Origin of the sequence: Nocardia sp. NPDC050697 (genome assembly GCF_040654395.1) — a bacterium.
Lineage (GTDB): Bacteria > Actinomycetota > Actinomycetes > Mycobacteriales > Mycobacteriaceae > Nocardia.
This window is the reverse complement of record NZ_JBFAHY010000008.1, coordinates 322,667-334,425: the sequence shown is the minus strand read 5'-3', so window position 1 is coordinate 334,425 and position 11,759 is coordinate 322,667. Positions and strand designations below refer to the sequence as shown.

Annotated in this window: 10 protein-coding genes; 4 read left to right on the top strand and 6 right to left on the bottom strand. The window is 72.9% G+C overall.

Annotation, left to right across the window (positions count from 1 at the left end; translation table 11 throughout):
* Window positions 1–4: 4 nt before the first annotated feature.
* Window positions 5–634, bottom strand: a complete 630-nt coding sequence (locus AB0H71_RS26785; protein WP_357026232.1) for an alpha/beta fold hydrolase — start codon at window positions 632–634, stop codon at window positions 5–7.
* A 65-nt stretch (window positions 635–699) separates the two neighbouring features.
* Between AB0H71_RS26785 and AB0H71_RS26780 the strand changes: the two genes are divergently transcribed.
* Window positions 700–1,581, top strand: coding sequence for a hypothetical protein (locus AB0H71_RS26780; protein ID WP_357026230.1), 882 nt, complete (start codon window positions 700–702; stop codon window positions 1,579–1,581).
* A gap of 6 nt (window positions 1,582–1,587) precedes the next feature.
* Here AB0H71_RS26780 and AB0H71_RS26775 read toward each other — a convergent pair whose 3' ends face one another.
* Entirely contained in the window at window positions 1,588–2,334 is a 747-nt protein-coding gene (locus AB0H71_RS26775; protein ID WP_357026228.1) for a hypothetical protein, read from the bottom strand.
* Between the two features lie 184 nt (window positions 2,335–2,518).
* Between AB0H71_RS26775 and AB0H71_RS26770 the strand changes: the two genes are divergently transcribed.
* Together AB0H71_RS26770 and AB0H71_RS26765 are read left to right on the top strand one after the other, a co-directional pair.
* On the top strand, window positions 2,519–3,691 hold the full coding sequence (locus AB0H71_RS26770; protein ID WP_357026226.1) for an acyl-CoA dehydrogenase family protein: 1,173 nt from the start codon (window positions 2,519–2,521) through the stop codon (window positions 3,689–3,691).
* 10 nt (window positions 3,692–3,701) lie between these two features.
* Window positions 3,702–4,829: an acyl-CoA dehydrogenase gene (locus AB0H71_RS26765; protein WP_357026224.1), complete on the top strand. Its 1,128-nt coding sequence runs from the start codon at window positions 3,702–3,704 to the stop codon at window positions 4,827–4,829.
* A 65-nt stretch (window positions 4,830–4,894) separates the two neighbouring features.
* Here the strand turns inward: AB0H71_RS26765 and AB0H71_RS26760 are convergent, their stop codons facing one another.
* Entirely contained in the window at window positions 4,895–5,374 is a 480-nt protein-coding gene (locus tag AB0H71_RS26760; RefSeq protein ID WP_357026222.1) for a hypothetical protein, read from the bottom strand.
* Between the two features lie 300 nt (window positions 5,375–5,674).
* Here AB0H71_RS26760 and AB0H71_RS26755 point away from each other — a divergent pair, with 300 nt between their 5' ends.
* The gene (locus AB0H71_RS26755; RefSeq protein ID WP_357026221.1) at window positions 5,675–6,061 is read left to right on the top strand and encodes a hypothetical protein; all 387 of its coding nucleotides are present in this window, start codon (window positions 5,675–5,677) and stop codon (window positions 6,059–6,061) included.
* Window positions 6,062–6,065: 4 nt separating this feature from the next.
* Here the strand turns inward: AB0H71_RS26755 and AB0H71_RS26750 are convergent, their stop codons facing one another.
* The 3 genes from AB0H71_RS26750 to AB0H71_RS26740 form a co-directional block, all read right to left on the bottom strand.
* The gene (locus AB0H71_RS26750; protein ID WP_357026219.1) at window positions 6,066–8,054 is read right to left on the bottom strand and encodes a serine/threonine-protein kinase; all 1,989 of its coding nucleotides are present in this window, start codon (window positions 8,052–8,054) and stop codon (window positions 6,066–6,068) included.
* A gap of 4 nt (window positions 8,055–8,058) precedes the next feature.
* Window positions 8,059–9,804 (bottom strand): serine/threonine-protein kinase, encoded by a 1,746-nt coding sequence (locus tag AB0H71_RS26745; RefSeq protein WP_357026217.1) that lies wholly within the window; start codon window positions 9,802–9,804, stop codon window positions 8,059–8,061.
* Between the two features lie 170 nt (window positions 9,805–9,974).
* Window positions 9,975–11,717: a protein kinase gene (locus AB0H71_RS26740; RefSeq protein WP_357026216.1), complete on the bottom strand. Its 1,743-nt coding sequence runs from the start codon at window positions 11,715–11,717 to the stop codon at window positions 9,975–9,977.
* Window positions 11,718–11,759: the final 42 nt, after the last annotated feature.

Genomic DNA, 11,759 nt, shown 5'->3' with positions numbered 1-11,759 from the left:
TCCGTCATCGATCCGGATGCGGCCGCCCCTCCGCCACATCCCGTACCCACGCCGCGATGTCCGCGCCGACCTTCGCGTGTACCGGCTCGTGCAGCAGATCGTGGCCGGCATCGGAGTACTCGCACAAATGTACCGACTCGTGGCCCGCAGTCCAGCCCCGGACCGGATCGATCGGCGTCCGCCGGTCATCGACGCCGTGCACGGCGAGAACGGGCAATCCGGGCGGCGGCGCTCCGGTGATCGCGCGCGGCGGCGTGCCGCAGAGCACCAGCCCGTCCAGCGCGGGCGCGGCACCGGCGAGCAGCCCGAGCGCGGTCGCCGCGCCGAGCGAATGCCCCATCAGCACAAGCGGTTCCGCCGGCCGCTCGGCGCGCACCGCCCCGAGCAGCGCCGCGGCGTCGGCGGTGAGCTCGGCGAGCGTGCCGGGCGCCGCCGGATCACCCTCGCTCAGCCCCTGCCCGGCGGTGTCGAAGAGCCACGCTTCGATCTCCGCCCGGCCGAGCAGCGCGGCGAACCGGTGGTAGTGCCCGCTGTGCTGGCCGCTGCCGGGCAGCAGCACCAGCACCGCGCGCGGCGCGTCCAGCGGACGGCGCCGGTAGTGCAGCCTGCCGCGTGCGCCGGTGAGGTAGGGCATGCGACGATCATGCCCGCGCCGCCGGGGACCGAATCCGCCCGGCCCTCCCGAGCCGAGGTCACTTCGTGAAGTTCCGCACCGCCGTCCGGCTTCCCCTGTTCGCCGCGGTACTGGTGGCCGCCGCCCCGGCCGTCCCCGCCGCGCAGGCGGCGCCGGGCTGCCCGCAGGCCCGGGTGGAGGTGGCGGTGCCCGCGGGGGTTCCGGTGCTTGACTGGTCGGAGAACCTGACCGTCGATGCCGCCGGGAACCTGTGGGTCGCCCGGCTCTGGCGGCAGCAGCTGCAGCGCTACGACGCCACCGGCGCGCTCACCGCGACCATCTCGGTCGAGTACCCGGGCGCGCCGCGGCTCGGCCCGGACGGCCTGCTCTACGTGGTGTTCGGTGACGCCCCGACCGCGGGCGACCGCGGCGGCGTGCTCCGGCTCGACCCGGCCGCCGCCGACCCGGTCCCCGAGGTCGTCGTCGCCGGGCTGACCATGCCCAACGGCGCCGATTTCGGCCCGGACGGGCGGCTCTACCTCGCCACCGCGAACGGCGTCGTCCGGCTGCGGGCCGACGGCACGCTCGACCCGGAGTGGGCGATCGACGCCCCGGCCGCCAACGGCATCGCCGTCGACGGCGACACCGCCTACCTGACCAGCAACGGCGACGCCCTCGGCCGGGTCTCCCGTGCCCCGCTCGCCGACCCGGCCGCGCACACCGTCGTCGCCGAGCTCACGAATGGCGGGCTCCCCGACTTCGTGGACGACCTGGTGTGGCACGGCGGCGCGCTGTACGCGGCCACGCTCACCGGCAGGCTGGTCCGCATCGATCCGGCGTCCGGCGCCGCCTGCGCGGTGCTCGGCACCCAGCCGCTGACCGCGCTCGCCGCCGACCCGGCCCGCCCGGGCACGCTGCTGGCGAGCACCGAGGGCGGCTCGATCCTGCGGATCACACCGGGCGAGTAGCCTCGGTCAGAAGGTCGGCAGCGGGATGACCGGGAGCTCCGGCAGCGGAGCGCCGGGCGCCGGCTCGGGGGCGGGCGGCGGCGGCACCGGCTGCGGGGCCGGGGCGGGCGCGGGGGGAGCGGGCACGTCCGGCACGACGAAGGTGCCGACCGTCGGCGTCATCACGCAGTGTGCGCCGGGGTAGTCGATGATTCCCCACATCGAGGCGAGCACCGTGCCCGGACCGCTGTTCACCGTCTTGGAGAGCGTGGGCAGGTTCAGGTCGGTGCGGTCGTCCAGCGGATCCATCCCGCTGACGCCGGTGTTCACATTCACCCAGGCGACGACGAGCCCGGAGGCGAGCGGCGCGCCCGAGTGCGCGGGCGAGGCGGTGAACCGCAGCTGGCCGGGGTGCAGGTCGGCGCCGGCCGAGCCGGCCTGGGTGCCGTTGGTGACGCCGGCCGCGATGATCGTGGTGATCGGGCCGTTGCTGCCGCAGCCGAAGGTCGGCGCGGCGTAGGCGAACGGGGTGAAGTTGGCCGCGATATCGCGCAGCGCGGCCACGTCGACCAGCTCGGTGTAGTCGCGCAGCGCGCCGACGCCCGCCGCGGCGCTCGCGTCGTCGCCCGCCGCGGCGGTGAGCTCGGCGATCCGGTCGCGCACCGTCGACTCGGTGTCGGCGCCCGCGCCGCCGGCCAGCGCCGCGGCCAGGGTGAGCGACAGGCCGAGCGATGCCGCCGTCGCGGCGATCCGTGCGGTGGACTTGCGCTTCACTCGAACACTCCTCGATGCGGCTCCCTGTTCGCCAGCAACGTACCAGGTGGGCCGGGTTCGCACCGGGCCGCTTCCGGGCCGCAATCGGCGATATCGCCCGCACCTCGTGTGATCCAATCGACTCGGTGTATTACCGGGGGGTAGGGTTCGAGTCGGATGAAACGAGACACAACGGGAGCCTTGTATGAAAATATCCCTGTCCTCCGATGAGGTTGCCTTCCGCGACGAACTGCGCGCGTTCTACCGGACGCAGATCCCCGAGGAGATCCGCGAGCGGGTCAAGTACGGCCGGGAGGTCTCCCGCGAGGACGTCGTGACCACGCACAAGCTGCTGAACGACAACGGCCTCGCGGTGCCGAACTGGCCCGTCGAGTGGGGTGGCAAGGACTGGACCCCGATGCAGCGGCACATCTGGCAGGACGAGATGCAGCTGGCCTCGGTCCCCGAGCCGCTCACCTTCAACGCGCAGATGGTCGGCCCGGTGATCGCGCAGTTCGGCTCGCAGGAGATCAAGGAGCGCTTCCTGCCGCCGACCGCCGCGCTCGACATCTGGTGGTGCCAGGGCTTCTCCGAGCCGGACGCCGGCTCCGACCTCGCCTCGCTGCGCACCACCGCGGTGCGCGACGGCGACTCCTACATCGTCAACGGCCAGAAGATCTGGACCACCCTGGCCCAGCACGCCGACTGGATCTTCTGCCTCGTCCGCACCGACCCCGGCGCGCCGAAGAAGCAGGCGGGCATCTCGTTCCTGCTCTTCGACGTCAAGAGCCCCGGCGTCACCATCCGCCCGATCAAGCTGATCGACGGCGGCCACGAGGTGAACGAGGTGTTCTTCGAGAACGTCCGGGTCCCCGCCGACCAGCTGGTCGGCGCGGAGAACCAGGGCTGGACCTACGCCAAGTTCCTGCTCGGCAACGAGCGCACCGGCATCACCGGCGTCGGCCGCAGCAAGGTCAAGCTCGCGGTGGCCAAGGAGTACGCGTCCAAGACCAGGTCGGGCTCGGGCACGCTGCTCACCGACCCGGTCTTCGCCGCGCGGATCGCCGAGCTGGAGAACGAGCTGCTCGCGCTGGAGCTGACCCAGCTGCGCGTGGTCTCGCAGACCGAGGAGGGCAAGCCGAACCCGGCCTCCTCGGTGCTCAAGTTGCGCGGCTCGGAGCTGCAGCAGGAGGTCACCGAGCTGCTGCTCGACGTCGCCGGCCCGGACGGGCTGCCGGTCGGCGCCACCGATATCGCCTCGCCCGAGTGGGCGCAGCGCAGCGGCCCCGCCTACCTGAACTACCGCAAGACCACCATCTACGGAGGCTCCAGCGAGGTGCAGCGCACCATCATCGCCTCCACGATCCTCGGACTGTGAGGGGCGAGCCATGGATTTCGAACTCACCGAAGAGCAGGCGCTGCTCCGCGACACCGTGCGCGATCTGCTCGCCAAGAACTACACCGCGGAGTCCCGGCTGAAGGTCGTGGAGACCGAGCTCGGCTGGAGCCGCGACGTCTGGAGCAGGCTGGCCGAGCTCGGCGTGCTCGGGCTGACCTTCACCGAGGAGGACGGCGGCGTCGAGGCCGGGCCGGTCGAGGCCATGCTGGTGCTCGAGGAGGTGGGCCGCAGGCTCGCCCCCGAGCCGCTGCTGGACGCGGTGATCGTGCCCGGCGCGCTGATCACCCTGGCCGGCACCGCCGAGCAGCGGCAGGCGATCCTGCCCGAGGTGGCGGCGGGCAGCCTGCTGCTCGCCTTCGCGCACGGCGAGCCCGGCTCGCGCTGGCCGGACACCGAGATCGGCACCGCGGCCACCGCGGACGGCGACGGCTACCGCCTCTCCGGCACCAAGAACCCGGTGCCGCACGGCGATATCGCGGACCGGGTCGTGGTCAGCGCGGCGCTGCCGGCGGGCGGTATCGGGCTGTTCCTGGTCGACCCGGCGGGCGAGGGCGTGACCCGCACCCCGTACCGCACCGTCGACGAGCGCCGCGGCGCCCAGCTGGTGCTCGACAATGCCCCGGCCGAGCTGCTCGGCACCGCGACCGACGCGAGCGCGGCCATCGCGGCCGCCGAGCTGCGGGCGCACGCCGCGCTGAGCGCCGAGGCCATCGGCGCGATGGAGGAGGCGCTGCGGCTGACGAGCGAGTACCTGCGGACCAGGAAGCAGTTCGGGGTCACGCTGTCGAAGTTCCAGACGCTGACCCAGCGCGCCGCGAACATGTACGTCTCGCTGGAGCTGGCCCGCAGCATGAGCCTGTACCTGACCGCCGCGCTGGCCGACGGCGCGGAGGACGCGGTGATCGCGTCGCGGGCGCGGCTGCGGATCGCCCGCTCGGCCCGGCACATCGGGCAGGAGGCGGTGCAGATGCACGGCGGCATCGGCGTCACCACCGAGTACCCGGTGAGCCACTACGTCGCGCGGCTCACCGCCATCGAGCGGACGCTCGGCGGCGCGCTGGAGCACCTGCGGGTGCTCGGCGACCGGGTGGGCGAGTACACGCTGGTCGAGCTCTAGAGCGTCGTCCCTGCGCGGGCGGCGGGCCACCCGGCCCGCCGCCCGTTGGCGTCACGTGGCGTTGATCACTCCGCGTCCTCGGTGCCGTATTGCTCGTTCTCGACCAGCTCCGAGGACGGCTGCTCCTCGGCGGCCGTGCTGCTCGGCTCCAGGGTGAGCGTGCGGGTGCGGGTGGTGGTCGTCGGCTCCGCCTCGCGGGAGCGGGTGGTCGGCGTCCTGGTCGCGGACTCGGTGGCCGACGGGTCGCCGGACGGGTCGGCGGAGGGGTCGACGACGAGCGTGTACCCGAACGGGCGGCGCGGCGGCCCGGCGGGGGCGATCTGCCAGCTGGGCGAGGGCGGGATGGTGATCCGCGGGACGCTGCTCCCGGACTCGCCGTCGTCGTCGCGCACCGGTGCGCCCGCGTACGGATCCGACTTCAGCGGCGGCGGAGCGACGTAGGTGTCCTCGCGATCGATGCCGAACATGCCGATCAGCACCAGCCCCACCGAGACCGCGCCGGCGGCCACGGCGGGACCGGCGATCCGGGCTCTGCTGCTCTCCATCGGTGACGCTCCTGTGGGGGAATCGGGTGGCCTCACCTTAAACGAGCCCGGTGGGCGGAGCCAGGTGAGCAACAGCACCCCTGGTGAGGACACACAAAAGTAAAAGCTAGCATTTCAGATATCGAAATGGTATCGGCGGCGTGTCGAAGGCACGTGTCGTAGTAGAACAGCCGAGTGTGGTCGTAGCGTGATCGAAGTTACGCGTGAGACGCCTGTAACCACATGAGAGACGTGAACGGTCGTCGCGCACAGCGACTTCCGGCGTCGGATTGTTCTCTGATCGGCGTCAACGAGGAGTAGATGATGGGAGCTTACTCGGCCATTCCGCTGGATGCCTCGTCCAACGGCGCCGAATCGGTCACCGCGATATCCGCGGTACCGGACTCCGCCGCAGGCGAATCCACATCCATCGCGACCGAATCGGCAGCCGCCGATCCGGACGGCACGGCGGGCACCGGGGAATCGGTGCCGCCCTCCGCGACGGCCACCCGCGAACGCACCCTCGCCACCACGCTCGCGCGTGGATTCGGCTGGCTGTTCTTCGTCGGCGGCCTCGTCGGCGCGGTACTCGGCATCGCTGGACTGCATGTCGAGATCACCGTCGCCGGCCTCATCCTGGCCTGCACGGCCGGGCTGATCCTGCTCAAGCTGCGCTCGGACAGCGCCGTCCGGGAAGCGGAAGCCTGAACGATCACCGCAATGGCGCGGTGGTCCACCAGTCCATGAATTCCGCACGCGTGGCGATGAACCCGATGCTGTGCATCAGGAACCGGGACCGCTTCGGGTCGCCGGAGAACTCCGTCACCATGCGCGGCCGCAGCGACGAGAAGTCGTCGAGCACGATATTGCTGTAGGGCTGCCCGCCATTGGTGTCGCTCTGCTTCGAGCCCGGCGGCAGCGCCGCGACGGCCGCGGCGGCCTCCGCCGGGTTCGCGTAGGCGTAGAACTCGTAGTTGGCCTTGTTCTGGCCGCCGAAGCAGTACCAGACGGCGGTCCAGGCACCGAATTCCGGCCCGGTCGCGTCCAGCCCCGAGCCGCCGGCGCGGTCCTTGCCGAAGCAGGTCGCGCCGTTCCAGCCCGGGTCGGAGAAGACGATGTCGTCCTCGTCGGCATCGGGGACCATGCGCGGAAAGCTGTCGTGCAGTGCGGCAAGGCCCTCGATCATGGCTGGTTCGTCGCTCTCCGCGGTGGTGGTGGTCGTGAGGCGGCGGGTGGTGGTCTCGTCCGTGATGTCCTGTGGCTGTTCGCCGGTGGGGGCCGGCTGGGTGGTTCGGGTCGCGGCGGCGGCCGGGGTGTCCGAGCCGCGGTCGGCGCCGAAGAAGGCGATGCCCGCGACCAGGGCGGCGGCCAGCAGGGCGCCGACGCCCGCGCCCGCGAGCCCGCGGTAGCGGCCGGGGGGCTTGCTGCCCGTGGTGCCGTGGAAGGGGCCGCCGTGTCCGGCGTAGCCGGGGGTGTGCTGGATCGGGTGGCCGGGAGCGGAATACGGTCCCGCGTGCATCCGGTGGGCAGGGGTGGACGGGCCGCCGGGCGTCCCGTGACCACCGCCGTCGGGCGCGCGGTACTCGCCGCTGCCCGCGACTCCGTACCCGCCCGCAGGCGTGCCGTATTGGCTGCCCGCGCTGCCGTAGCCACCCGCCGGCGTGCCGTATTGACTGTCCGCGACGCCATATCCGCCCGCAGGCATGCCGTGTGGACCGCCCGCGCTGCCGTACCCGCTCGCCGGTGTCCCGTAACCGGAACCGCCGGGCATCCCGTACCCGGCTCCGGGCGGACCGCCCGGGAATCCTGATGCCATGGGCGGCACGTTGCCGGTTCCCGGCGCGGGGACGGCGTGCGGCCCGCTCGCGACTCCGGCGAGCGCGTCCCGCGCGGCGCCCGCGAACTCGGCGCAGTTCGCGAAGCGATCACCGGGGTGCTTCGCCAGGGCCCGCAGCAGCACCGCGTCGAGCGCGGCGGGCAGCCCGGGGCGCAACCTGCTGACCGGCGGCGGCGGGTCGTTGAGGTGCCCGTGGATCACCGCGACCGGATTGCTCGCCTCGAACGGCACCGTGCCGGTGAGCAGCCGGAAGAGCGTCACCGCCAACGAGTACTGATCGGAGCGGTGGTCCAGCGCGGCACCGGAGAGCTGCTCCGGCGAGGCGTAGGCGAGCGTGGCGGTGAAGGTGCCGGTCCTGGTCAGGTGCCCGGTGTCGTCGCGCAGCCGGGCGATCCCGAAGTCGGTGAGGAAGACGCGCTCCTCGGCGCCGTCGCTCACCCGCTCGATCATGATGTTCGCCGGTTTGACGTCCCGGTGCAGCACACCCCGGCCGTGCGCGTAGTCCAGCGCCGCCGCCGTCTCGGCGACGATCCGCACCGCGCGGGCCGGCGACAGCGAGCCGGGCTCCAGCGACGACGCGTCCACCCCGTCGACGTAGCGCATGGAGATCCAGAGCTGCTCGTCCTCGACCCCGCGGTCGTACACCGGCACGATCCCGGAATGGTCGAGCCGGGCCACCAGATCGGCTTCGCGCTCGAAGCGGGCCCTGATCTCCGCGTCCGCGAAGAGCTCCCGGTTCAACAGCTTCATCGCGGTCAGCCGGGGCAGCCTCGGGTGCCTGGCCAGGTACACCGAACCCATTCCGCCCCGGCCGAGCAGACGTTCGATGGTGTACCCGGCGAATACCTCACCGGTTCTCAGCATGGCATCAGTTCAGCGGCGCCGAACGCCACCAGCTGAGCACCTCCTCCGGCGTGCCGTAGCCATCGGTGAACATGAGGAACTGGCTCCGGTCGGGATCGCCGCTGAACACCGTGATGATCTTGTTCCCATTGTCGCTGTACTTGTAGTTCGTGTACTGCTTGCCGCCGTTGGTATCGGTCGACTTGGTGTTCGTCGGCAGGTTCGACACCACCGACTGCACATCGGCGGCCGAGTTGTAGGCGTAGATCCGGTAGAAGGGATCGTCGCTGTCGCCGCCGCCGTAGCAGCGCCACTGCCAGGCCCAGGAGCCGAAATCCGGGTCGCCGTCGTTCGGGCTCGGGGTGTAGCTGGTGTCGGTCTCCCAGCAGGTGGCGTTGTTGTAGCCGGTCTCCTCGTCGCTGGTGGCGGGCACCATGCGCGGGAACTCCTTGGAGATCGCGTCCGCGGACGGCGTGATCTTCGGCCCGGCGGCGGCGCTGGTCGTGCTGCTGCCGCCATTGTCCGACGAGCTCTGGCTGGCGACGACGCCGATGCCGATCACCGCCGCGAGCAGCACCACGACGCCGACGATGATGCCGACGATGAGCGTGCTGTTGTTCTTCCGCGGCGGTTGCTGCTGCGCCGCGCCGTACTGCCCGAAGGTGTTCGGCGGCGGTGGCGGCGGGGTCGGGACGTAGCCGGTCGGCTGCTGGTGCACGTAGGGGTTGCTCTGCTGCGGGTTCTGCGCGGTGAGCGGCGGCGCCATGGTGGGGCCCGCGGTGAGCGGGGCGGCGCCGCTGGAGTACGGGTTGTGCTGCGTCGGGTACGGCGCGCCGGTCATCGGGGTGCCGGTGTACTGGTTCCCGGTGAGCGGGCGCGGCCCGGTGCTCGACGGGTTCGGGATCGGCCCACCGGCCAGCGGCAGCGACGGCGAGCTCGGGTTGCTCAGCGCGTGCTGCGCGGCGGCGGCGAAGGCGGAGCAGGATTCGAAGCGGTCGTCGGGCCGCTTGGCCATGGCCCTGGCCAGCACGGCGTCCAGGCCGTAGGGGAGCCCGGGGCGGGCACTGCTCAGCGCGGGCGGGGCGGACTGCAGGTGGCCCTGGATCACCTGCGCCGGGTTGGTCGCCGCGAACGGCCCGCTCCCGGTGAAGAGCCAGAACAGCGTGCAGGCCAGCGAGTACTGGTCGGAGCGGTGGTCGAGGGTGGCGCCGGTGAGCTGCTCCGGCGAGGCGTAGGCCAGGGTGGCGGTGAAGGTGCCGGTCTGGGTGAGGTGGCCGGTGTCGTCGCGGAGCCGGGCGATGCCGAAGTCGGTCAGGTACACCCGCTCGCCGCGGCCCGCGCCGGAGCGGGCCAGCAGGATATTGGCCGGCTTCACGTCGCGGTGCAGCACGCCCATGCCGTGCGCGTAGTCCAGCGCGTCGGCGGTCTCCTTGATGATCTGCACCGCGCGCTCAGGGGGCAGCGTCTGCGGGTCCACCGAGGCGGCATCGATGCCGTCGATGTACTGCATGGAGATCCAGAGCTGCTCTTCCTCGATGCCGCGGTCGTACACCGTGACGATGTTGGGGTGGTCCAGCCGGGCGACCAGATCCGCCTCCCGCTCGAACCGCGCCCGCACCTCCTTGTCGAAGAACATCTCGCGGTTCAGCAACTTCAGCGCGGTCATCCGCGGCAGCCGCGGATGCTTCGCCAGGTAGACCGACCCCATGCCACCGCGGCCGAGCTGCCGTTCGATGACGTAGCCGGCGAACACCTCACCGTTGGCCAGCATTGTCTGCTCCATCTCCCGCCGCGGACCGGGACCCACCGGCGCACAGGCGTACAGCACGAGAACGCGCGATCGGGCTCGGCCCGCGCGCGGAAACATCGAAACCATAGCAGTAGTCGCGCGGCCGCCCGGCCTTCGGCGAACCGCGCCGGGTGCGGGATCCGGGGTGCATCTCAGCCCGCTCCCGCGGGGGTTTCGCCCGCCGGTCCGGCGCCGCCGGGACGCACCCGGCCGCCGGGCGGATCGATCGCCGCCGGGCGCCCGCGCCGCGGCGGCGCCGGGCCGGCGGGCGGGGGTGGTGCCGGGATGACGGTGGGGTCCTCCGGGCGCACCGGCTCGTGCTCGCCCGGGTTCGGCGTACGGCCCGCAACCGGGTGCGCGCCGGAGCGCTGGCCGGGGTTGCCCGAGTTCGGGCTGGGGGACCCGCCCGGCGCCGGGGTGCCTGGCGCACCCGGACGGGCATGGGTGCCGGATGGCGGCTGGGCGCCGAGCGCACCGGGACGAGCGTGTGCGCCGGACGGTGGCTGGACGCCCGGCGGCCCGGAGTTGTTGGTCGGCGGGGTGCCCGGGTTGATACCCCGTGGCGCCCCAGAACCCCCGCCGGGGGCGGGAGGGCGTGCGTGCGTGCCGGAGCCGGGGCTCCCGCCCGGGGGCCCGGGGCGCGCGGGGGCACCGGGGTAGCCCGTGGGCCCGAAGGGGCCGGGGTGGGCGTGGGCGCCGGAGGGCGGCTGGGGGCTGTAGTTCGGCCCCGGCCCCGGCCCCTGGTTCGGGCCGGACGCCGGGCGGGGCTGCCCCCAGGACGGCCCGGGGTACGGCCCCTGCTGGGGCCGGTTGCCGGGCCGGGGCGGCCCCGGATACGGCCGCTGCGGATTGGGCTGCGGCGCCGGCTGCTGCGGATAGGGCGGCCGCTGCTGCGCGCCCGGATACGGCCACTGCGGGTTCGGCCGCGGCTGCGAGGTGGGGTACCCGGGCCGCGCGGTGGGGTACGGCTGCCCGGTCGGGTAGGGCGGCGCCCCCGGGTAGCCGGTCGGCGGCCCGCCCTGCGGCTGTATCGACCGGTGCGGCCCGCTGCGCGGCCCGTCCAGCGCGGCCTTGGCCGCCGCCGCGAACGCCGCGCAGCTGTCGAACCGCTCGCCCGGCTCCTTGGCCAGCGCCCGCATGATCACCGCGTCGAAGGCGGGGGAGAGATCCGGCCGCGCGGTGCGCGCCGACGGCACCGGCAGGTTCAGGTGCCCGTTGATCACCGCGGCCGGGTTCGCCCCCGGATAGGGCGCGGAGCCGGTCAGCATCCAGAACAGCGTGCAGGCCAGCGAGTACTGATCTCCCCGGTGGTCGAGCGAGTCCCCGGCCAGGTGCTCCGGCGCGGCGTAGGCGAGGGTCGCGGTGATCGACCCGGCGGAGCCGAGCGTGGTGTCGGCGTCGCGCACGCTGGCGATGCCGAAGTCGGTGAGCAGCACCCGCTCCGGCTGCCCGATCGGCGCCTTGGCGAGCAGGATGTTCGCCGGCTTCACATCCCGGTGCAGCACCCCGTTGACGTGCGCGAAGTCCAGCGCGGCCGCGGTGTCGGCGATGATCCGCACGGCCCGCGCGGGCGGCAGCACGCCGACGTCGACGCAGGAGGCGTCGGCGCCGGCGACGAACTGCATGGAGATCCAGAGCTGATCGTCCTCGGCGCCGCGGTCGTAGACGGTGACGATATTGGGATGGTCCAGCTGGGCCACCAGATCCGCCTCGCGCTCGAAGCGCTTGCGGATCTCGGTGTCCGAGTAGAGGTCGCGGCCGAGCAGCTTGAGCGCGGTGAGCCGGGGCAGCCGCGGGTGCCTGGCCAGGTAGACCGTGCCCATCCCGCCGAACCCGAGCACCCGCCGCACGGTGTAGCCGGCGAAGGTGTCGCCCTTCTGCAGCACTTCCGTCACTCCACCCCCCTCTCCGGGTCGCGCGCCTGGTCCTACCGATCT

Bases quoted from the DNA above. Each gene is read 5' to 3' on its own strand.
- AB0H71_RS26785 (WP_357026232.1), bottom strand. From the start codon at position 634: ATGCCCTACCTCACCGGCGCACGCGGCAGGCTGCACTACCGGCGCCGT.
- AB0H71_RS26770 (WP_357026226.1), top strand. From the start codon at position 2,519: ATGAAAATATCCCTGTCCTCCGATGAGGTTGCCTTCCGCGACGAACTG.
- AB0H71_RS26765 (WP_357026224.1), top strand. From the start codon at position 3,702: ATGGATTTCGAACTCACCGAAGAGCAGGCGCTGCTCCGCGACACCGTG.
- AB0H71_RS26760 (WP_357026222.1), bottom strand. From the start codon at position 5,374: ATGGAGAGCAGCAGAGCCCGGATCGCCGGTCCCGCCGTGGCCGCCGGC.
- AB0H71_RS26755 (WP_357026221.1), top strand. From the start codon at position 5,675: ATGATGGGAGCTTACTCGGCCATTCCGCTGGATGCCTCGTCCAACGGC.
- AB0H71_RS26750 (WP_357026219.1), bottom strand. From the start codon at position 8,054: ATGCTGAGAACCGGTGAGGTATTCGCCGGGTACACCATCGAACGTCTG.
- AB0H71_RS26745 (WP_357026217.1), bottom strand. From the start codon at position 9,804: ATGCTGGCCAACGGTGAGGTGTTCGCCGGCTACGTCATCGAACGGCAG.